The organism is Alteromonas lipotrueae, from assembly GCF_019249215.1.
In the GTDB taxonomy this organism is placed as follows: domain Bacteria; phylum Pseudomonadota; class Gammaproteobacteria; order Enterobacterales; family Alteromonadaceae; genus Alteromonas; species Alteromonas lipotrueae.
Genome location: NZ_JAESDI010000012.1, coordinates 73,597 through 96,691 on the forward strand (window position 1 = coordinate 73,597; position 23,095 = coordinate 96,691).

General features: G+C 43.3%; 16 protein-coding genes. 11 read left to right on the forward strand and 5 right to left on the reverse strand.

The window, feature by feature from the left end; all coding sequences use genetic code 11:
• The first annotated feature begins 11 nt into the window (after positions 1–11).
• Positions 12–2,633, forward strand: a complete 2,622-nt coding sequence (gene ppc, locus JKP82_RS15240) for a phosphoenolpyruvate carboxylase (protein WP_159533332.1) — start codon at positions 12–14, stop codon at positions 2,631–2,633.
• Between the two features lie 105 nt (positions 2,634–2,738).
• Here the strand turns inward: ppc and katG are convergent, their stop codons facing one another.
• The gene (gene katG, locus JKP82_RS15245; protein ID WP_159533334.1) at positions 2,739–4,928 is read right to left on the reverse strand and encodes a catalase/peroxidase HPI; all 2,190 of its coding nucleotides are present in this window, start codon (positions 4,926–4,928) and stop codon (positions 2,739–2,741) included.
• Between the two features lie 509 nt (positions 4,929–5,437).
• Here katG and JKP82_RS15250 point away from each other — a divergent pair.
• Positions 5,438–5,578, forward strand: a complete 141-nt coding sequence (locus JKP82_RS15250) for a hypothetical protein (protein WP_201510815.1) — start codon at positions 5,438–5,440, stop codon at positions 5,576–5,578.
• A 506-nt stretch (positions 5,579–6,084) separates the two neighbouring features.
• Here JKP82_RS15250 and mdh read toward each other — a convergent pair.
• Positions 6,085–7,023 (reverse strand): malate dehydrogenase, encoded by a 939-nt coding sequence (gene mdh, locus JKP82_RS15255; RefSeq protein ID WP_159533336.1) that lies wholly within the window; start codon positions 7,021–7,023, stop codon positions 6,085–6,087.
• Between the two features lie 232 nt (positions 7,024–7,255).
• Between mdh and argR the strand changes: the two genes are divergently transcribed.
• Together argR and JKP82_RS15265 are read left to right on the forward strand one after the other, a co-directional pair.
• Positions 7,256–7,720 carry a transcriptional regulator ArgR gene (gene argR / locus JKP82_RS15260; RefSeq protein ID WP_013782583.1) on the forward strand — a complete coding sequence of 155 codons (465 nt, stop codon included), beginning with the start codon at positions 7,256–7,258 and terminating at the stop codon, positions 7,718–7,720.
• An 800-nt stretch (positions 7,721–8,520) separates the two neighbouring features.
• Positions 8,521–11,121, forward strand: a complete 2,601-nt coding sequence (locus tag JKP82_RS15265) for a TonB-dependent receptor plug domain-containing protein (RefSeq protein WP_218397684.1) — start codon at positions 8,521–8,523, stop codon at positions 11,119–11,121.
• Between the two features lie 176 nt (positions 11,122–11,297).
• Here JKP82_RS15265 and JKP82_RS15270 read toward each other — a convergent pair whose 3' ends face one another.
• Together JKP82_RS15270 and JKP82_RS15275 are read right to left on the reverse strand one after the other, a co-directional pair.
• Positions 11,298–11,981, reverse strand: a complete 684-nt coding sequence (locus tag JKP82_RS15270) for a type 1 glutamine amidotransferase domain-containing protein (protein WP_159533340.1) — start codon at positions 11,979–11,981, stop codon at positions 11,298–11,300.
• A gap of 180 nt (positions 11,982–12,161) precedes the next feature.
• A complete protein-coding gene (locus JKP82_RS15275; protein ID WP_218397686.1) occupies positions 12,162–15,182 on the reverse strand; it encodes a TonB-dependent receptor in 3,021 nt (1,006 codons plus the stop codon).
• A gap of 446 nt (positions 15,183–15,628) precedes the next feature.
• Here JKP82_RS15275 and JKP82_RS15280 point away from each other — a divergent pair, with 446 nt between their 5' ends.
• The 5 genes from JKP82_RS15280 (at position 15,629) to JKP82_RS15300 (ending at position 20,490) form a co-directional block, all read left to right on the forward strand.
• A complete protein-coding gene (locus tag JKP82_RS15280; RefSeq protein ID WP_246604425.1) occupies positions 15,629–16,489 on the forward strand; it encodes a PhnD/SsuA/transferrin family substrate-binding protein in 861 nt (286 codons plus the stop codon).
• Between the two features lies 1 nt (position 16,490).
• Positions 16,491–17,429, forward strand: a complete 939-nt coding sequence (locus JKP82_RS15285; protein WP_232370692.1) for a hypothetical protein — start codon at positions 16,491–16,493, stop codon at positions 17,427–17,429.
• Positions 17,430–17,617: 188 nt separating this feature from the next.
• Positions 17,618–18,241, forward strand: a complete 624-nt coding sequence (gene udk, locus JKP82_RS15290) for a uridine kinase (RefSeq protein ID WP_061997908.1) — start codon at positions 17,618–17,620, stop codon at positions 18,239–18,241.
• Between the two features lie 12 nt (positions 18,242–18,253).
• Complete coding sequence (locus JKP82_RS15295; RefSeq protein ID WP_159533348.1) at positions 18,254–19,465, forward strand: NupC/NupG family nucleoside CNT transporter; 1,212 nt, start codon at positions 18,254–18,256, stop codon at positions 19,463–19,465.
• Between the two features lie 185 nt (positions 19,466–19,650).
• Positions 19,651–20,490, forward strand: a complete 840-nt coding sequence (locus JKP82_RS15300; protein WP_061997909.1) for an isopenicillin N synthase family dioxygenase — start codon at positions 19,651–19,653, stop codon at positions 20,488–20,490.
• Between the two features lie 110 nt (positions 20,491–20,600).
• On the opposite strand, the gene JKP82_RS15305 is transcribed toward JKP82_RS15300, so the two are convergent.
• On the reverse strand, positions 20,601–21,770 hold the full coding sequence (locus JKP82_RS15305; protein WP_159533350.1) for a tetratricopeptide repeat protein: 1,170 nt from the start codon (positions 21,768–21,770) through the stop codon (positions 20,601–20,603).
• 188 nt (positions 21,771–21,958) lie between these two features.
• Between JKP82_RS15305 and JKP82_RS15310 the strand changes: the two genes are divergently transcribed.
• The gene (locus JKP82_RS15310; protein ID WP_159533352.1) at positions 21,959–22,465 is read left to right on the forward strand and encodes a fasciclin domain-containing protein; all 507 of its coding nucleotides are present in this window, start codon (positions 21,959–21,961) and stop codon (positions 22,463–22,465) included.
• A gap of 145 nt (positions 22,466–22,610) precedes the next feature.
• Positions 22,611–23,027, forward strand: coding sequence for an MAPEG family protein (locus JKP82_RS15315; protein WP_218397690.1), 417 nt, complete (start codon positions 22,611–22,613; stop codon positions 23,025–23,027).
• Positions 23,028–23,095 lie beyond the last annotated feature (68 nt).

Here is a 23,095-nt window from a genome sequence, read left to right on the forward strand (position 1 = left end):
GGGAGGATAGCATGCACACTCATTACGATGCTGAACTAAAAGATACAGTTAGATACCTTGGCAAAACGCTAGGTGAAACCATCAAAAACCAATTAGGCCAAGAGTGGCTTGATCGCATTGAGAAGATTCGAAAAGACGGCCGAGCGTCTTATCAGGGAGACACGAGTTGCAGTGATGAACTGAAAGAAACTTTCAAAACGATGACCGACAGCGACTTGTTGACGGTAGGCCGTGCTTTCGCACAGTTTTTAAACCTAGGGAATATTGCTGAGCAAGAATATAACAGTGCAATGAATGTTGACGCGTCTATTGATGCACTGTTTAAGCATCTAGATAAAGCCGACCTCACGGCTGATAAAGTGCAAGAAGCAGTCGGAAAGTTGAACATCGACTTAGTATTAACGGCTCACCCTACCGAAGTCACACGTCGCACCCTTATTCATAAACATAAAGAGTTAGCAGACTGCTTACAGGCTGTGCATCAAGAGTCTTTAACCGATACAGATAGAAGTAAGGTAGAGACTCGTGTTGCTGATTTAATTAGCCAAGCGTGGCACACAGAGGAAATTCGTTCTGTGCGCCCTACCCCTGTTGATGAAGCTCGTTGGGGGTTTTCAGTTATTGAAAATTCACTGTGGGAAGCTGTTCCCGATTTCCTGCGCGAGCTAGATGGCCGTTTGCAAGAAGACTACAGCGTGTCGCTTCCGCTAGATGCTTCACCGGTGCAATTTAGCTCTTGGATGGGCGGTGACCGCGACGGCAACCCGTTTGTAACCTCTAAAGTTACCGAGCAAGTATTACTATTGGCGCGTAAACGTGCCGCGAAGCTTTTTGCGCTTGACTTAGACCGCTTGCAAGTTGAACTGTCTATGTACGACTGCAATAACACACTGCGTGAAAAAGTAGGCGATGCGAACGAGCCTTACCGCGCTCTACTTCGCCCTTTACTAGACCGTTTTATCGCTACCCGAGATGGTATTGCTAATTATTTAGCCGGTAAAAACCCAGATACGTCTAACTGGATTGAAAGTAACGACGAACTGTTAGAAGCCCTACTACTTTGCCACCAGTCACTTATCGACTGTGGCATGGATGTAGTCGCTAGAGGCTTACTGCTAGATACCATTCGCCGTGCCCGCGTTTTTGGAATTCACCTACTTCGTTTAGATGTACGCCAAGATTCAGAACGCCACGCTGATGTATTTAGTGAACTTACACGTTACCTTGGGTTAGGTGACTACTCACAATGGAGCGAAGAAGACAAACAAGCCTTCTTGCTACGTGAGCTTGGCTCAAAGCGCCCACTATTCCCTGCCCAATGGGGCGCATCGGAAGATGTGAAAGAAGTACTTGATACTTGTAAAGTAGTGGCTAAGCACAGCAAGCACGGTTTTGGTATTTACATTATCTCGATGGCGAGTGAGCCATCAGATGTACTTGCCGTTCAATTACTGCTTAAAGAAAGCGGTGTTGATTGGCCAATGCCAGTTGCACCTTTGTTCGAAACGCTAGACGATTTAAACAACTCGCCAAGTGTTATGCGTAAATTGCTTTCTATCGACTGGTATCGTGGCTATGTGAAAGGCCGTCAATTCGTGATGATTGGTTATTCAGATTCAGCTAAAGATGCCGGCGCACTTGCGGCAGGTTGGGCTCAGTATCAATCTCAAGAAGCGCTAGTGGCTATTGCTGAAGAGTTTAACTGTTCACTTACCTTGTTCCACGGTCGTGGCGGTACAATTGGCCGAGGTGGTTTACCTGCCCACGCTGCTATTTATTCGCAGCCTCCTGGCTCATTAGAAGGTGGATTCCGTGTTACTGAACAGGGCGAAACTATTCGATATAAGTTTGGTATGCCTAAACTGGCCAAACGAAGCCTAGGCATTTATGCCAGCGCGATAATTGAAGCCATGTTGTTCCCACCCCCGGCGCCAAAAGAAGAGTGGCGTGAACTAATTACCACGATGGCAGGTCAGGGTCGCGACAACTACCGCGCTACTGTGCGCCATGACGAAGACTTTGTGCCTTACTTTCGCGTGGCGACACCTGAACAAGAGCTTGGTAAGTTACCGTTAGGCAGCCGACCTTCTAAGCGTAAGCCACAAGGTGGTATCGAAAGTCTTCGTGCTATTCCTTGGATATTTGCGTGGGCGCAAACACGCCTAGTCTTGCCGTCATGGTTAGGTGTAATGCGTGCTATCGATAGCGTGAAAAATGCGGAAAATGAAAAAGTCGTGAATGAAATGTTTGCCGAATGGCCATTCTATCGTTCACGCTTATCGATGCTGGACATGGTATTCCATAAAGCGGATCCACGTATCAGTGAAGCCTACGATGAGCGCCTAGTACCGGAAGAGCTTAAGCATTTTGGTGCAGCCCTTCGAGAGGAACTTAAAGAAAGTATTGCTTCATTGCTAGCATTAACTGGCGAAGACGACATTATGAAAGCTGATCCATTGGGTAAAGAATCAATGGAAATTCGCGCCGCTTACTTGCAGCCGCTTCATTACCTACAAATCGAATTGCTAGATAGAATTCGTAAAGCGGGTGACAATGCGCAAAATACCGCACTAGAGCGTGCCATGATGGTGACCATTACTGGTATCGCAACAGGGATGCGTAATACAGGTTAGTACCTATCTTGATAGGTACGTAATCATACTATTTAACCAAATAGCACAAATAAAAAAGCCCGCTTGAAGCGGGCTTTTTAGTGAGTTTACATTACAAACTGAATGTTAAGCCTGTAATTCAAAGCGATCGGCATTCATCACTTTAGTCCAAGCTCTAACAAAGTCTTTAACGAACTTCTCTTTATTATCGTCTTGCGCATAAACCTCAGCGTAAGAACGTAATATAGAGTTTGAACCGAAGACTAAGTCAACACGAGTCGCTGAATAAACTTGCTCACCGGACACTCTATCTACAATGCCGTAAGTGTTTTTACTTGTGGGCTTCCACGTGTATTGCATATCGGTGATAGTCGTGAAAAAGTCGTTCGTTAGTGAGCCAGCACTACCTGTAAACACACCATGTGCAGTGCCTTGGTAATTTGTTCCCATTGCACGCATTCCACCTACTAACACCGTCATCTCTGCAGCCGTTAACCCAAGCAACTGAGCTTTGTCTAACAACAGCTCCTCTGGCTTAACCACGTAGTCTTTCGGCAAGTAGTTCCTGAAACCATCGGCCTGCGGCTCTAGTGGTGCAAAAGAATCAGCATCCGTCATATCATCAGTCGCATCACCACGACCTGCTGAAAAAGGCACATCAACGCTGAACCCTGCCGCTTCGATGGCTTTTTCGACACCTATATTACCTGCCAACACAATGGTATCTGCTAGACTTACACCGGCTGCCTCAGCAAGTGGTTTCAACACCGACAATACCTTAGCTAGCTTTTCCGGTTCGTTCGCTTCCCAGTCTTTCTGAGGCGCTAACTGAATGCGGGCACCATTTGCACCACCACGTAAGTCTGAACCACGGAAGGTTCTAGCACTGTCCCACGCAGTAGATACCATTTCACCAATTGTTAGGCCGGAATCCGCAATGCTGGCTTTTAATGCATTCACATCGTAGGACGTGCTGCCTGCAGGTACAGGGTCTTGCCAGATAAGCGTTTCTTGTGGCACTTCAGGACCGATATAACGTACTTTTGGCCCCAAATCACGGTGAGTCAATTTGAACCATGCTTTAGCAAATACTTCACTGAAATAATCTGGATTGTTGTAAAACTTCTCAGAAATTTCACGATAAATAGGATCCATCTTCATCGCCATATCCGCATCGGTCATGATAGGGTTATAACGTTTTGACGGATCTTCAACATCAACTGGCTTGTCTTCCTCTTTAATGTCAATAGGCTCCCATTGCTCAGCACCCGCTGGTGATTTTTTCAATTCCCAGTCGTAGTTTAGTAACAGTTCAAAGTAGCCGTTATCCCACTGAGTTGGGTTAGTCGTCCACGCACCTTCAATACCACTTGATACAGTATCGCGACCTATTCCACGTGATTCATGGTTAATCCAACCCAAACCCTGCTCGGCAATATCAGCGCCTTCTGGATCAGGACCTAAGTTTTCCGCACGTCCGTTACCATGGCATTTACCCACGGTGTGTCCACCTGCCGTAAGCGCAACGGTTTCTTCATCGTTCATGGCCATACGCGCAAAGGTTTCACGTACATGTAGTGCGGTTTTAAGCGGATCAGGTTTACCATTCACCCCTTCAGGGTTCACGTAGATTAGCCCCATTTGCACTGCAGCTAATGGATTTTCCATTGTTTCTGGGGTTTCAACGTCGTTATAACGCTCATCACTTGGCGCTAGCCATTCTTTCTCAGCCCCCCAATAGGTATCTTTTTCTGGGTGCCAAATATCGGCGCGGCCAAATGCGAAACCATAAGTTTTAAGCCCCATGCTTTCATAAGCTACTGTGCCGGCAAAAACTAAAAGATCCGCCCAGCTAAGCTTGTTGCCGTACTTTTTCTTGATTGGCCACAATAAGCGGCGCGCTTTATCAAGGTTAACGTTATCCGGCCATGAGTTTAGTGGCGCGAACCGTTGGTTGCCCGTAGATGCTCCACCACGCCCATCTGCAATACGATACGAACCGGCAGCGTGCCAAGACATCCTAATCATTAGGCCACCGTAGTGCCCCCAATCTGCCGGCCACCACGACTGAGAGTCTGTCATTAGCGCGATCATATCTTTTTTCAATTCATCAAAATCAAGCATTTTCACTGCTTCGCGATAGTTGAATTCGTCACCCATTGGATTGGTTTTTGTGTCGTGCTGATGCAATATGTCTAGGTTTAGCGCCTCAGGCCACCAATCCATATTTGTGCTGCCAGTAGCCGTAAGGCCACCATGCATGACGGGACACTTTCTATCTGAATCATTTACATCGCCTAGCTTCGCGTTACTCATATTTGTTACCTCTTGCTGTTCGACAAAGCACTTAATCAATCCAACCGATTGATTGACATGTTATTATTCTAGTTATTAGATTTATATTACTACAGTGAGTTTTTTCGATGCTGATGAATAGGTTTAACGATTAGGAAATCGTTGAACCTTACGATGAGAAAACAAGACCTTATAAAGCTATTCATCAACACTGACATGTAAAATTAATTAAAGAAAGCGTAGACAATATCAATGAATTTTCTATGCCTTTTATCTCGTTTTTTGTAAAAGCTTGTTGATAAATCATAGGGCAACAAACGATATTAGTAACTAATCCCTAGGCAGGAGGTCTTATTTGAACAGATCACTTATAAACCCGCCCCTCGCCTTTTTTGCGCTAATGCCTATAACACAATTTGAACGGTTTACTTTGCCCTCAGGACTCTAGGAAGGTGTGAGCGACTCTGACTATAACGATAAATTACTTCAGATAAATGAAAACGGGGAACACCGCTTTTTTGAGGCATACATTGGCAGTGCATTTCGTCATGGCTGGCGCCTACCGTTTGTTTTTATCTCCCTACATAGATACCGATTGCAAAGTAATAGAATCGACTACCGGTAAAAACAATAAACCTACCTTAAGTAGCACTTATCAATTAGATGATTAGCAGAACCAATCATCCGTTCGCAACTTTTTAAACGTTTACCGATATTCAATAGAAGCGTTAGCCAATACGGCTACTGGCGACATCTCTGCTCTGTGGGTGGGTATCATGCATATTAACAATACAAATGAACTCATCAGCCGTGTGATTTACCCAAATAAAAAGGCAGGATTATTGAGGTCGTAACAAACTGTCGGCAGCATGAATGCTGTCTTACAAAAATGAAATCTATTGAGTGCGATGAGTGCGTGTTAGTAGATAAACGGTTTGAAATTAAATAGTAGCCCCTCCCTTGCTAAGGATGCGGTGGCGGAGCCTACAGAGAAGTATTTACGGCGAATTGATTATGTAGGTACCTCAAACAAAAAGGCAGAATTAGTAAGGTCGTAACAAACTGTCAGTAGCATGGATGCTACTGCCAAGCCTCCATGGATGGATACTCGGCGTGTTTGTGTAGAGCTTACTAATCCTGCCTTGTACATGGGAGCAGCGCTCCCATAATCCTAGCTTTAGCCAGTTACGAAATCTACGCCTAGCTTGATGTCGCCACGAAGGCCATCTAGCATGTCGTTTTTCGCTTTTTCTTCAAATGCGCTTAGCTCGCCATATGGCAAGATTTCTTCAACACCGTTAGCACCAAGGCGAACAGGGTGAGCGAAGAATGCAGCGTCGTCGCTGTCGTCAGTTTGAACGTAAGTGTATTCAACCACGTTCTCACCTTGCATTGCTGCAACCAAAGATAAGCAGAAACGTGCAGCTGCTTGACCCATTGAAAGGGTAGCAGAACCGCCGCCAGCTTTAGCTTCAACAACTTCAGTACCCGCATTTTGGATACGAGTAGTTAGGCTTGAAACTTCATCGTCAGAGAACTCAACACCTTCAACTTGCGAAAGCAAAGGAAGAATAGTTGTGCCTGAGTGACCACCGATTACTGGAACGTGTACAGAAGCAACGTCTACTTCTTTAAGCTCAGCAACGAAAGTCTCGGCGCGAATTACGTCAAGGGTAGTAACACCGAACAATTTGTTCTTGTTATAAACACCTTTCGCTTTAAGCGTCTCAGCAGCAATCGCCACTGTTGTATTAACTGGGTTAGTAATAATGCCAACACAAGCATCTGGACAATTGTCAGCAACACCTTCAATAAGGTTCTTAACAATACCAGCGTTAATGTTGAACAAGTCTGAACGATCCATGCCCGGCTTACGCGGAACACCAGCAGGAATAAGAACAACGTCTGTACCTGTTAATGCACCAGCTAGGTCATCTTTACCGTGACCGGTTACTTTTACTGCAGTTGGGATGTGGCTTAAATCAACAGCTACACCAGGAACAACTGGCGCTACATCATAAAGCGCTAGCTCAGAACCAGCTGGCAATTGTGTTTTTAACAACAAAGACAGCGCTTGGCCAATACCACCGGCAGCACCTAACACGGCTACTTTCATACCATTTCTCCTATGGGATTACTCACGTATTTAAACGGAACGTCACACTAATGCAACGCGGGGGAAAACTCAATCATCTGATGGTCTTAATACGGCCATTTAAGGCAATTTTATGTCGATATTCACTATCATGCATGATTATGCAATTAAATTGCGCAAAGGTCACCTGTAAGGCACAATATAAAATATACGATTATTTAACTTATTAACGTTAACAGATGTGCAGGATGCTATGGCCAACGCAAAACAAGAGCAACTGATTAAAGCCTTTAAAGAAATTTTGAAAGCGGAAAGCTATGGGTCTCAGGGTGAAATTGTCGATGCCCTTAAAACTCAAGGCCATGACAATATTAGCCAATCTAAAATTTCCCGCATGCTAAGTAAATTTGGCGCAGTTCGTACCCGCAATGCTCGCGGCGATATGGTGTACTGCCTACCGCCTGAACTGGGTATGCCTACTGCTAAAAGCCCGTTAAAGCAACTTGTTCTCGACATTGTGCATAATAATGTGATGGTAATTATTCGCACCAGCCCAGGTGCAGCGCAACTCATTGCACGCTTGCTTGACTCATTAAGCAAAAAAGATGGTGTGCTTGGTACCATTGCGGGCGACGATACCATTTTTATTGCACCTGCTGACGTGACCCTTATTGAAGAATTACGCCAACGGGTAGAAGACTTATTCGAGAATGTATAAGGCCCGACTAAATTTTTAAGCAAAAAAAACCGCCATAACAAGATGGCGGTTAAGAATTTGTACCAGGGAGATACAAAACAACTTGGTAGCTGTGCATTTAAATTATCATAGACTTAGAAAAGAATAAGGAAAGAAAAGTAAAGAATTCGAAAACCACAATTAAATGTTTTATACGTTATAGAATTAAATTTCACCACCAACCTTATAACATTAAAAAGCACATCCAACTATCCAAATTAAATTAAAAGCCACCTTACCTTTTACCACAACCTTTCCCCACAAAAAAATAAACGATAAATCAGAAAAAATCGCTTTTAATTTTTCAAATAATAGAACCTATTTTCATCTTCGATACAACACCCTCCCATTTTAAACTTCACATGATATTTAACTGCCCCGCGTCTACGCTACACCTGCGCCCCTAATACACAAGCCCTTCACTAAACCCGCACTAAACCCGCACTAAACCCGCACTATTTGCATGCTAAACCTGCACACTATCTACCTCTCACATTATTTTTAATTTCTATCCATGCAAACCTCGTTTTATTTTTAAACAAGCCAAAAAGATAAAAAGCATAAGAATTATTTTACAAATGTATAGGAGCGTAAAGGTTTCACCGCCCTGCGTATAATTAAAGTAAATTAAGTCTAAATAGAACAAATTATACACTTTGTAAATTGCCAAATAGCGCGACGAAGTGCTTAATTCTCCCGACAGAAAACATCTGTTCAAAATAAAAACTAATAAACGTCTTTGTAATTACTAAATGTAATCACCTTCGACAAGGGGAATTTAAATGTTTAACACGAATAAACTAAGCACCGCGATTAAGCGCAGCATTATGTTAGCGGGTTCTGCTAGCATAATGGCTTCGCCGATGGCATTCGCTCAAAGTGATGATGAAAACGCAGTAGAGCCTGTTGAAAAAATTCAGGTTACTGGTTCGCGTATTAAACGGGTTGACCTTGAATCGGTATCTCCCGTTACCGTCATTACTGCTGAATCTATCGCGTTATCTGGCGATACATCGGTTGCCCAAGTGTTACGTAACTCTTCGATTAACACTTTCGGTTCATTTCGCGGCCAATCTGGCTACGGCAGCGGCGCATCTGCGTCTAGTGAAGTAAACTTGCGTGGTCTGGGTGCAGGCGCAACGCTAGTGCTTATGGATGGCCGTCGCCTACCAGGTTTAGGGTACGACGGTGGCTCATCTTCTGATATGTCGATGATCCCAATGTCAATTGTAGAGCGCATTGAAATTCTTCGCGACGGAGCTTCCGCCATTTACGGGTCTGATGCCGTGGCAGGTGTAATTAACATTATTACTAAGAAGCAGTTTGATGGCGTAAATGTAGGTTATAGCTTTGAAGATCCAGGTGCTGACGGTGGCAACTCTAGCAAGTACAACTTTTCAGCCGGCGTAACCAATGACAAAGGTAGTATCGTTTTCATTGCTGAGCATGAAAACACTCAAGAAGTCACCGATGTAGCAGTTTCAGGCGAAAATGCACTAGATAGCTATTCAACCTACAGCCCTGTTGCCAATTTCTATGATACAAATACTAGTTCGTATCTTTATAACGAAGATTTGTGTGGCGATGTGGCTGACACATCGATTGAATCTGATCGTTGTGGTTATTACTACGGTAATACCACTTGGCTTTATGGCGCGTCTGAGAAAAACTCTTTAATGACTAAAATCGAGTACGAGTTAGCAGAGAACTTGCAACTTATTACTCGTTTCTCTGCACTACAGACATCTACAGACACTCGTTATGCTGCTACCCCAGTATCTACATCTTCGCTGACCATCGATGCGGATAACGCAATGAACCCTTATGGTCAAGATGGCGCTGTTTACTTCCGTACCGCTAGCTTGGGAACACGTGATACGAAAACCGAAAAAACCACGTTTGAAATGGTAACAGGGCTTGAAGGTTACACCGATATTGGTGGAAACGAGTGGGACTGGCAGGTTTATTACCAGCGCACATCGGCAAAAGAAGAGGTATTCAATTACAACTTAGTTAACGACACAGTTGTACAAGATTTAATTGATACTGAACAGTTGGATTTATTTAATGTTCAAGGTTTAAGTACCGACGACTGGTCTGCTTATAATGCAGAGCTATTAGCTAGCGCTGATCACACTGGCACCTACCAGTCTACACAGATGCGTGACATTATTGACGGCAGCATTTCTGGCGAAGTTTTCTCGAATAACTTCATGACAGTGAGTGCTGTTTTCGGCGCTGAGTACTCTTACCTTGATTTTGAGCAGATATCTGACCCTGAATCGGGCTTGGGTATTATTTCAGGCGGTTCGGGCGGTGACGACGTGTATGCGACTCGTGAGCGACAGTCTTACTATACTGAGTTTGCTATCGAACTACCCCATGAAGTGGAAGTATCTGCTGCACTTCGTTACGACGGGTACGAGCTTGAAGGGGATACAGGCGAAAGCATTTCAACCTCTGAGTTCTCAGATACCGTACCTAAGCTAGGTATCAGCTGGCGCCCAACTGAGTCACTGTTACTTCGTGCTAGCTGGGGAGAAGCTTTCCGTACACCTACAATGAGTGAAATGTTCGCAACCATTTCTTACGGCTTCCCAAGCGCGTACGATACCTATTACTGCGATACACTAGATAATCCTGGTAGCGACGATAGTTACTGCTCATCCGGTCAGCAACACCTAACCTATTACGGCGGTAACCCTGACCTTAGCCCAGAAAACTCTGAGTCGCTTACGCTTGGTGTGGTTTACGATGTCACTGATGATTTATCACTTGAAGTGTCTTACTACCAATATGACTACGAAAATAAAATTGAAGATATTGATGTAGATGACTTAATTGCCGCTGACTTAGATGGTACGTCTAGCAGTATCGTTCGTGATAGCGATGGTAAAATTACATCAATTACCTCTGGTTACACAAACTACTCAGAAGTGAAGACCAACGGTTTTGATATTACCGCGAACTACGATCTGGCCACTGAAATTGGAGACTTCGGGGTTAACCTTGAATACTCTCACGTATTTAGTTACGAAGAAGAAGGTACTGAGTGGGCAGGTGAATTATTCTATCCTGATAATCGCGCTAACTTGACGGTAGATTGGACAGACGGTGATAAGTGGACAGTCTCATGGAGAACACTCTTCATCGGCGCCAATGGTGAAACCTATTACGATTACTACGATTATGCCGACAACTATTTTAAGCATAATGTGACGGTTTCATATCATGTGAACGATAATGTTAAGGTTTCTGCCGGAATTGCCAACATTACCGATGAACTTGAAGAGTATGCACCTGGGGAATGGCGCGGATATGATGACTCTTTGTATGACCCACTAGGTCGTACTATGAGCTTCAACGTTCAAGCGAGCTTCTAACATTTAACTTATAAAAAACGCCGCATTTCCTGTGTTCTATCTCTAATCTGTTTGAGATAGAACACAGTCAGCGGCGTTTTCTTATTTTCGTAATCATTAACGCTTTATAAACCCCTTATACCAGCTGTCAATTAGACAACACGGGCTAAGTGAGTAGTGTAAGTGCTTGAAGTACGCTACGAAAGTACCTTAATAAGCGTTTCTGCTGCGGGTCCTGATGATGCTGGGTTTTGCCCCGTCACCAAAAGACCATCAACACACACTTTAACGCCAAAGTCTTCGGTACTTTCATACTTACCGCCTTTACTGATAAGCGCATCTTCCACTAAATAAGGCACTACGTCGGTTAACCCCATTGCGTCTTCTTCACTATTTGAAAAGCCAGTAACGGTTTTGCCGTTAATAAAAAATTCACCATCGGCGCGTTTTACTTCTTTAAGTACGATAGGAGCATGGCAAACAGCGCCTACAGGCTTCTGGGCTTTCACCATATCTTCAATTAGCATTGTGGAGTGAGTATTGTCAGATAAGTCCCATAGCGGACCGTGGCCGCCCGGATAGAACACAGCATCAAACTCATCTGCACGAACATCTTCCAACACAATAGTTGAGGACATTGCGCTTCTTGCAACCTCATCTTTTGTGTAACGGATAGCATCGTCGGTCATGGCATCATCTGCCAAGCTGTTTGGGTCGATTGGCACTTGGCCGCCCATAGGTGAAGCTAAGGTGATGGTATACCCCGCATCTTTGAACGCGTAATACGGTGACGCGAACTCTTCCAGCCACATTCCTGTTTTCTTGCCTGTATCACCTAACAATTCATGTGAGGTCATTACCATTAATATATGTTTAGACATAAGTTCTCCATGTGAACAATTCATTTAGTTATTCGTTCGTATGGCAGTAATAGTTAGATCAGAAAAAGGCAGGGAATGCGATGAGAAACATTAGGAGAAGTTGATTTGCAAGATAAAAAAATGCCACTTCCAAAATTGGAAAGTGGCATTTAACACTACAACTGGTTTTTAAACTGTTGCTTAGAAGCGGTAGTCAATACCTACACGTACTTCCCAAAGCGATGCATCACCCTGACGGCTTTCAGGAGATGAAGTACCTAGAGAGGCTGTGTTGAAATTAACTTCTTCCAAAATACCCCAATCATCGTTGATGAAGTTGGTGAAGTTATCCATTACGAAGTAAACCTGAGCAGAGTGATCTTCACGGAACGCAGGAATGTTTTGTCTAACTGCGATATCCACTTTAACCCACCAAGGGCTAGTTTCATCATTACGCTCTGCGCCAATCGGTAATACGTTATTACCTTCAAGGTATGGCGTATAGCCATATACAGAGTTACCACTGATGGTGTAACTAAACGGACGACCAGACTGCGCTACTGCATAAGCAGAGAAGATAGTGCTGTAACCGTCGATAAGTTCAGTGGTGTAGCGAAGGTCAGCAGTAAAGCGGTGCTCGATATTCCAATCAGACACTGAAGATACTTCTTCGTTAATGTCGGTAAATGCTCTGTACTGGAAGTTAGAGAACGCTACTGAACTCGTCATTGGTTGTACATCTTCAGCGTGGCTGTAGTTATAACCACCGGTGAAAGTAATACCGTTGTCCCAAGACTTGTTCATGGTCGCTGTTAGTGAGTAAGACACTGAATCTTCATCAGAGTTAGTCAGTTCAAGTGAACCGTAACCTACTGAGTCATAATCAGGGTAACCTTCGTCAGTTGTGCCTACACGCTCAAGACCCACATATTTAATCATGGCTTGTTTCTGCGTCACACTTAAAAGGAAATCTAAGTTGAATACGTAATCTTCATCATTGATGTGAGTCATACCCGCAGAGATTTTCCATTCGCGAGGCATTACGAAGCCTGGATCTAGGTTGTTACTTTCAAAGTTACTACCTGCACCAGAAGACATCTCTTCGTCTAAATCAGAAGGTACTGAGTAGCCAGGTCCAGCAGTTACGCCGTCTTCTGTATTAACCCATACAACGCTTCCGTCGAATAAGTTAGCGTATTCACCTTCAACTTCACCACCAATAACGTTCGTGTTTTGATAGTTGTTTGTCATCCATACGTTCGGGTTACCGCCTGAGAACAAGCCAACACCACCACGTAGTTCAGTTGAATCACTCAACGTATAGTTAAGGCCAACACGTGGTTGTAGCAAGCTAAGACCGTCTAGGTTAGCTGTGTTGTCATAACCGTTCCCAGCTACGAAATCAGCATTTCCAACAGGCTCGTCTGATGTTGTAATCCAGTCATAACGTAAACCAGCAACTACTTTTAAATCGTCAGTAAGATAGAACTCATCTTGTGCGTAAGTAGAGTGTGACGTGTAACCCCACTCAGCAGCACGGTCTAATAGGTTGCCAGAATATGCATAACCGTATTCGATTTCTGCATTTGTTCCGTTAGTGAAATCTTCTAAGCTTTCAAAAGTAATAGAGGTTTCAGAGTGCTGAACGAAAAGGTTGTAGATATCTAGTTTGTCGCTCTCGTAACCGAAAGTTAACGCGTGGCCGTTGTCGAAGTAATAGTTACCACGGAACATTAGGCTTAACGCTTCCCAGTCTAAGTCGTTAGCTTGACGGCTGTCATCAGAACCTAAGAAAACCGTAAGGTCGTCTTCAGAAGTATCTGTATCATTACCTAGCTCAATTTTAATTTCGCCAAAGTCGTTACCGCCTGGAGTGCCGTCACCATACATAGAACGCTGGAGGTTATCTAGCTCTGTGCGAGAAACGCGGATTTCAGTCGAGAATTTGTCTGTCCAATCTGAGTAAAGTACACCAACAAATGATTGTAGCTCTGCGCCACGCTCGTAGATGTGGCTAGATAGTTCAAACTCATCTGCGTCGCCGTCAGATTCTGAGAAGTTGTTTCCATCGTTATAGTTGTACGTAAACGCAAAACGGTGGTTTTCGTTAATGTTCCAGTCTAACTTAACAAGAAGCTTTTCATCTTCGTTAGGCATGCTAAGTGGCGTTGTACCAGCATCAAAGTTATATAATGACTGAGATACAGACTGAATTTGTTCAAGTTGTGCTTGTGTAAGCGCAACTTCATTAATTGCGCCAGAACCGATAGCACCACGGTCAAATGTGTTTGCGCCTTCTAGTTTTTCGTAAGCAGCAAAAACAAATAGCTTATCTTTAATCAGCGGTGCACCCACTGTGAAGCCGTAACGTTTTTCAGTGTAACTTCCAAGGTTGATATCATCACCTTCAAGAGAGTCACCACGTAGGCTATCGCTACCATAGTCATAGAACGCAGAACCGTGAACTTCGTTGGTACCTGTTTTACTTACCGCACTGATGTTACACGCAGAGAAACCGCCGTAGATTACATCAAAAGGAGCAATTTCTACTGACACACCTTCGATAGCGTCGAAAGAGAAAGGCATTCTTTCTGTAGGGTAACCGTTCGAGTTAAGACCGAAAAGGTCATTCATGCGAACGCCATCAACAGTTAAGCTGTTAAAACGTGGGCTTTTACCAACACACTGGATACCACCGCTACCGCCTTCATCTACGTAGATACGCGGGTCAATACGAACGATATCAGTGATATCACGGTTAATCGCTGGCGCTTGTTGAAGTGTCGCCAAATCAAAATTTGCTGAAGGGCCAGTTTGACCGAACGCCAAGCTACCTACTTGAGAGGCCGTTACTACGATATTCTCGTAATCGGCTGCAGACTCAAGAGTTCTTTGGATAGTTGCCGCTTCACCAAGCTCTAGGTAAATATCGCTGATCGTTTGATCTGCAAATTCATCTGAGTCGATTTCAACAGTGTAAGGACCACCTACACGTAAACCGCGAAGGTTAAATGTACCAGCACTATTTACTGTGACTGATTTAACCGCACCAGTTGGTACGTGAGTGACTTTAACTACGGTTCCAACAGCAGGGTTGCCGTTTGGTCCCACAATTTGGCCGTTCATATCTGAAGACGTTACTTGAGCCATTGCAGTCGTGGTTAGACCCACTGTTAGTGCAACTGCTGCAGCAACGCGGCTGAGCTTAGCTGATGAGTACATGTGTGTTTCCCTTTTTGTTTAAAATTCTTTTTTTTTAGCGCAGAGGGAATTTATTCCCCTCTACGACCTCTGATATTGACTAAAAGACTTCTTTGAGTGGATGAAATTGTTATAGACCTTCGTGTCATATTTATTACAGTTTTGTATATTTCGTCAATTCTGCGTCAATTCCGTGACGTGATTTCATCTCATTTTTTGCACCACACACCTGACCATTTGGTCAAGTTATTTTACTTATCAAAACCAAGGTCGTCTGACTTGTTCTTGTGGTTTCTATTGATGACATATCATGGACTAATAAACAGCGTTTAATAAAATTCAGTCTGATTTGTAAAAAAACTTTATTTTTCATACTCATAATCAATTAAAATAAATTTACCTATTGCAATAAATAACCTTAGCTGATGAAATCAGCACATAAATCACTAACTCATTTGGTTATTTTTTTGCCAAAAGTCAGAATTATTGCTACCGGAAGGTGGCTCATACTCCTTATTGCCGCACTTGTTTGCGGTAGCGCTGGCTATTTTTCAAAGAAAATAGAATTTATTCCCGTGCCTCCTCAAACTGGTCGAACTTTAACCTGCCAAACAGAGTTACAAAACAATTTAGATATCTTTTCAGTGTATGTCACAGATGGTTCTATCGCGAATATGGCATTAGAACGTTTATGCGACAACAAAATCATCAAAAGGCAATTTGGCCAAGTCAGGGTCATCGTCGGGCAAAGCGACTATGATACCTTTCGGTATATAAACCACGGAGTGGTCGATTTAGCGCTAATTAAACGTAATGTAGTAGATGCTTTCGGTGCAGATCAAATTTATGGTTTAACCCTAATAGCATCGCACCCCAATTACAGCGCTTTCTTTATATCTCAGCGTGAAAAACCGCTACTTGAAAAAGAGTATTTACTTGGCAAACGAATTGGCTTGCTTGATTACCCTTCCAGCCGCTCAGGGCACATAGTTCCAAAAACCATACTTCAAAACCTTGGGTTAACTGAGAATAACGTGAACATTGTGTACTTCAATTCCCACAAAGACTTGCGCAGAGCATTGCTTGCTGGGGAAGTCGATATTATTTCATCGTATTGGGCCGAAGAAGATGAGCAAATATTATCTAAGAACTATGCAACGCCTTTATTAAAAAGTGTTAGCGGCATGCAATGGTTTTTGAAGATGCAAATGCAAAACACTGATTTACTCTGCGCCATGCAGTCTGTAGTGAAAGACATAGCCGATTCTCACGCACGTCCCTATTATAAAACCCTAGTTCTCGTGAATGGATGTAGTGAAGATGAGTAGTATGATGTCAACTGTTCGCCCATTTACCCTAATCTGTGCACTGATACTCTTTGCGGTACTTCAAATCATCAGTACGTTTGGTCAGATTATTGGTATCCAGTCTGCTCGCCATAATGCGAAAGACAATGTAGAAAGAAGAATAATATTGGACAGTGCGTTTCTTGATGTTGGGAATGCAACACTAAACACACCCGTAAACACCTATGCGGTGGGGCGCTATATCGCGACTATTAACGAAGATTTAGCGGCTGATAATTATCCTATTAGAGTCGCATCAATTCAGGGGGTAAGCGCTGATGTAACTTACCCTGAATACAGCTTATCCCATACACTTGTATTTGAAAACGCTGAGCAACAAATTACACTAACCATGCAATCGCTTCCCATGTATCAAAACCTAACGTTTAGTTGGTGGGCGTTAGTAATATCAGTATTGCTCGCGCCAGCGTTTGCAATCCCTAGACAGCGAAAGGCAAAACATACTGTCAGTGAAGAGTTAGTTGCCCCACCTAAGCCTAAACTGGTTATCAATTTACGAGATAAGACGTTAGGGAATAGCGTGAATGACACCGTTGTTATATTGCAAAACAAGCCTCTTTGCTTTTATACAGCGCTTGTCAAATATTGCACAGAGAACCCAGATCACCCGCTTCCCCCACATAAAGATGTACCTATTGAGCTTATTACACTCGCCAATAAAGCTTTTTCGCGATTAATTGAGTTAGGGCATACAAAACGTAAAAGGCCAGACTTTAACGCTAATTTAGACAAGACGTTAAGTGAAATCAGGGCATCACTTGATGAGGTGTTTGCTTTGTATCCTGAGGAGAAAGAACGTTATTATCCTCCACGTGCCCAAGGTGAAGGCTCTCGTTCAAAACAACACTCTTATGCGCTTACAAATTTATCTCCTGACGATGTCGAAATCATAGGGAATTAGCTATTTTTTAATCAACTATGACCGTAATATGAAAATAAATTAAGAAATGAAAACGCGCTCAAATTAAGCGAATGTTATTGATTCGGCTAGCAAATAGCGATCCATTTGACCAATTGGTATGAATATAACATTGATTCATAGAGGTTAAACGCGTATCTTTGCTCCAATAAAATCAGCTTTCTAAGATTATGCAATCGCCTTTAATTATTGCCATTTCTGGAGCTTCAGGCTCTGGAAAGTCACTGTTTACCGAAAATTTGTTTAACGGCTTCTCTGCTCAAGGAAGGCCTGTGCAAGTGCTTCGCGAAGATCATTACTATCGCGCACAAGACCACTTGCCCATGGAAGCACGAGAGAAAAACAATTACGATCACCCCAACGCCTTTGAGCATGAATTGCTTAAAGCGCATTTGCAGGCACTTAGAGATGGTCAGCCTATTGATTATCCTCACTACTGCTTTAAAACGCATACTCGCCTGCCGGACACCGAACGTTTGAACCCAGCGCCAGTCATTATTCTTGAAGGAATTATGCTGCTTGCCCGTGCAGATCTTCTGCCACTTTATGACGTTAAAATCTTTGTCGATACCCCACTCGATATTTGTCTTATGCGCCGCATGATACGAGATATTAAAGAGCGTGGGCGCACTATCGAGTCAGTTGCCAAACAGTACGAAGAAACGGTAAAACCCATGTATCACCAATTTATCGAGCCAAGTCGGTTCACTGCTGATGTAGTAGTTACACAAGGTGGTAAAAACCAAATTGCTCTAGATGTGATCAAATCTCACATACAGCAAGCGCTTCTATAAAGGATTGATATTATGGTGAGTTTACTGGGCATTGCAGTCCTTTTAGGTATTGCATTCGCGCTTTCGTCGGCGAAACGCAGCATTAGTTTGCGTACTGTCGGTGGCGCCTTTGCTATGCAAGCTTTAATCGGCGCATTTGTTCTGTATTCTGAGCCTGGCAAAGAAGTTCTGTTAGCAGCAACAGGGTTTGTTGCTAACATCATTGCCTACAGTCAAGATGGAATTAACTTTCTCTTTGGTCCTATTGGCGATAAGTCCATTGCATTTATATTCGCCTTTAATGTGTTGCCCGTTATCGTTTTCTTTTCATCACTTATTGCGGTGCTATATCACTTAAAAGTGATGGGCTTAATTATTAAAGTGATTGGTGGCTTCCTTCAAAAGGTATTAAGAACCAGTCGTCCTGAATCTATGTCAGCGGCAGCAAACATATTTGTAGGGCAGACAGAAGCCCCATTGGTAGTTCGCCCTTTCATACCTCATATGACGCGTTCTGAGCTATTTGCCGTGATGGTAGGTGGCCTAGCCTCTATTGCTGGTTCAGTAATGGCGGGTTATGCGGGTATGGGCGTAGACTTAAAATACTTACTCGCTGCAAGCTTTATGGCGGCGCCTGGCGGTATGTTGATGGCAAAAATTATTCTGCCAGAAACGGAAGAACCTAAAGACGGCTTAAGCGAAATAGACGCTGAAGACACCGGCTACGCCAATGTCTTCGATGCAGCTGCTAGCGGTGCTGCATCTGGGATGACACTCGCATTAAACGTGGGCGCTATGCTACTTGCATTCATCGCCCTAATTGCTATGTTCAACGGCCTAGTGGGTTGGACAGGGGGTTTATTAGGGTATGAAAACGTCACCTTTGAAGGGATTATGGGTTACATTCTTCAACCCTTAGCATGGGCAATTGGCGTTCCATGGGAAGAAGCGCAGATAGCAGGAAGCTTTATAGGTCAGAAAATGGTCGTTAACGAATTTGTGGCTTACCTTAACTACCTTGAGCACCAACCTAACCTGTCTGAATCAACGCAAGCTATTGTCACTTTTGCACTTTGTGGTTTTGCAAACTTGTCCTCTATTGCTATTTTGATGGGTGGCATTGGTGCTATGGCACCTACACGCCGAAAAGAAATTGCTCAGTTAGGCCTAAAAGCAGTTGTTGCGGCAACGCTATCAAACTTGATGAGCGCAGCGCTTGCAGGCTTTTACTTAACACTTGGCTAAACTGTCAGATTGAAGTACTAGATTAAGTTTTAGGCTAAGTTTTTGCCCAAATGTAGACTAAATGGTCTACATTGATTACATTAGGCTTCTTAGATGACGTTGATTGATTTAAGTCAACTACCAAAGCTTTTTTGGCGGCCCGTCTACCTTTATAATGCCGCAATCAAAATAAACGGGATAAAGTTATGCAATTAGTTGCTGTTGATTACACGGCGGAAAACGCCCAAGAAGAATTCGTTAAGTCACTACGAGAGACGGGCTTTGGGGTATTGAAAAACCACCCAATTCAACAATCACTCGTGCAAGGCATTTACGATAGCTGGCAAGGATTTTTCGATAGTGAAGAAAAAAATGACTACCTTTACAACAAAGGCAAGCAAGATGGATTCTTCCCTCAAAGTGTTTCAGAGGTAGCCAAAGGCTTCACGAAAAAAGATATTAAAGAGTACTTCCATTATTACCCTTGGGGTCAATGCCCTGACGAACTTCGTCCTTTACTATCGCAGTACTATTCAGAAGCAAACACGCTTGCTTCTGAGCTTTTAGGTTGGATTGAGAAACATTCGCCAGAAGAAGTCAGCGACAAATATAGCCAACCCTTAGGCGACATGATCAAAGATTCAGATCAGACCCTATTACGTGTACTTCACTACCCACCTTTAAGTGGCGAAGAAGAAGTGGATGCTATTCGCGCGGCGGCTCACGAAGACATTAATCTTATTACTATCCTTCCTGCTTCTAACGAACCTGGGTTACAAGTAAAAGCGCAAGACGGCAGTTGGTTAGACGTACCTTGCGATTTTGGTAGCCTGATTGTGAATATCGGTGACATGCTTCAAGAAGCTTCAGGTCACTACTTCCCATCAACCACTCACCGTGTTGTGAATCCAGATGGCGCAGACATGACCAAGTCGCGTATTTCATTACCACTGTTCTTACACCCTCGTCCGGATGTAAAGCTTTCAGAACGTCATACTGCAGGTACATATCTGCAAGAGCGTTTGAAAGAACTAGGTGTTATCTAGAGAGTGCTATTCTCTTAAAATAAAGCCACGTTTTAACGTGGCTTTTTTGCTAGTACGATTTATTGACACTTATGCCACTTTAAATAGGTAATCACCTATGCGTCGAGTAGCTAGTAATTGCGAGCAATCGTAGAAAGCTTGCTCATGTAACGATTCTCATCTTGCGAATTGGGCGCAAATTGAATAGCACGTTTTATATATCGTTCAGCGTTATTGATGTCACCTAGCTCGTAATATGATTTGGCCAACCCGAAGAGCACCTCGTGTCTTGTATTGTCTAAGCGAAGCGCCCGCTGGAAGTGTTCCAATGCGTCTGCAAACTCCCCGTCATCCAATGCTTGCTCCCCTAGAATGAAATGATAAAAGGGGTTTTCTTTTCGTTGCGCTTCTACCCTCGCTTTAATCTCTGCTGATTTATCAAATAGCCCTTGGTGGTAATACAAAATGGACAAGTTGTCCCATGCTGTCAGGTTCTTTTCATCGATATTTAAGGCGAAACGATAACTTTGCTCGGCGGCTTCAAATGCATCTACCATACGGTACAACACACCTAGATTAACCCAACTTTGTTGTAACTCTGGTGATAACACCGCAGCAGCCCTAAAGTAACTATATGCCCGAGTATAACTGTTCGCGATAAGCGCATCAGCGCCTTTATTGTTATAGAACATAGACAGCACAAGGCGCTTCGTAACGGGTACACGTGGGAAGTGCGTTCTAATCATTTGCGGGTCAAAATCAACATCTGCGCGACTTGGTCCGATGTTAGTCACTAACGGGTTTTTAGGTACATTTATGGTTAAGTTAACGTGACCATTTAAGAAACTGAAGCCGTCACGTCGGGTCCAATATTCGGGTATATCTACTTCATAGAATGTGGCATCGTAGCCCGCGTACTGAGCCATAGCATAAGTCATGATAGACAAAGAAAGGCAGTTCGCCGAACGATTATAAAACGTCTCACTAGCAATCGAATTCGCATTGCTGCGGTACAATAACCCCATTTCAGAATGATCAAAAATTGATGAGATCAGGCCTTTTACGTTGGTTGTCTTTCCTCCTGACTCAAAGACCGCCTCGTCTACAAATAACTGAGCATCTTCTTCTAGTGCAAAGACTTCCTCTTCCGTTTCAATCGGAAAAGACGCATAGCTTGGAAATAAATGATCGTGTAATGCTGGATAAGGATTCTTGGCAACAACAGGCGCAGTGCTAGCACAACCTAGCATAGCTGAACTGAATAAAACGAGTAGTGCGATAATAAGTTGTCGAAGTAACATAAAGCAGCCCTCCCCTATTAACACCTTAGAGAAGTATAGCGCAGCCAGTGAAATTTAACATTATATTTACATCCACACCTAACCTGTCTCTTTCTATTACGTAAACTTAATCATCATATTTGGTAGAGGGCACGTAACCATTCTCGCGACATCAATTTATGTTCTACCACAATTAAAGGAAGGTATTTATGGTTAAGTTAATCCCGTTGGTAATGATGAGCTTGATAAGTCTATCAGCATTTGCTGGGCATCATATGGAATCGAAGAAGGCAGATATCGTTGATACTGCAGCTAGTAAAGAGATGTTTTCTACCTTAGTGGCGGCAGTTAAAGCTGCGGATTTAGTTGATACATTAAAAGGTGATGGGCCTTTCACGGTATTCGCCCCAACAAACAAAGCGTTCTCTAAGCTACCAAAAGGCACTGTAGAGATGTTACTTATGCCTGAAAACAAGGCATTACTAGCACAAGTGCTTACTTATCATGTGGTGTCAGGTAACGTGATGGCTGAAGATGTTATGTCGTTAACCAGTGCCACTACCGTAGAAGGCACTGATGTTACTGTGGTTACCGCCATGGGAAAAGTGATGATTAACGACGCTACCGTCATTAAAGCCGATGTAAATACATCAAACGGTGTCATTCATGTTATCGATACCGTTTTACTTCCAGCTGAAGTTAAAAAAGCACTATAGTTCATTTTAGATAAGTAGCGGGCTTCCGCTACTTACCCCCTTTCATGTAAAACAACACTTCAAAACTCATCAGCACTGATGTTTTTGTAATCCATAACCTTCTTGTTATTCGTATACCCATCAATCAGCTTACAAGGAAGAAGTTATGTTCACTGTATACACCTACGTTATCGCGGGCCTTGCGGTAATCATTTTTACGGTATTAGTTCAAAATATCGTTGCCGCAGTCGCGCATCGTAAACAATCATCTTATGTACCAGGAAAAGTCGCAGAAGACTTGAGTCACAATAGCTTTGTGTTTAGAAGCCATAGAACGTTTCACAACTCACTTGAGAACGTAAATCAATTTATTATTCCAGCAATACTGTGCATGTTCGTTGGCGTGGCCCCACTTTATATGGCTATATTAGTCTGGGTGTATGGCTTATGTAGAATCGTTCATATGGCACTATACTATGCGGTAGCGACAGAGAGTAACCCAAGTCCAAGAACCTATTTTTATATGATTGGGCTGGTAATCAACCTAATATTGTATGTGCTTCTCTTTATGGCGTTAATATAGATATAAAAAAATGTTAATAATTAAACTTATGTTTAATGCATTTTTTACACACACCGCGCTACTCTGGG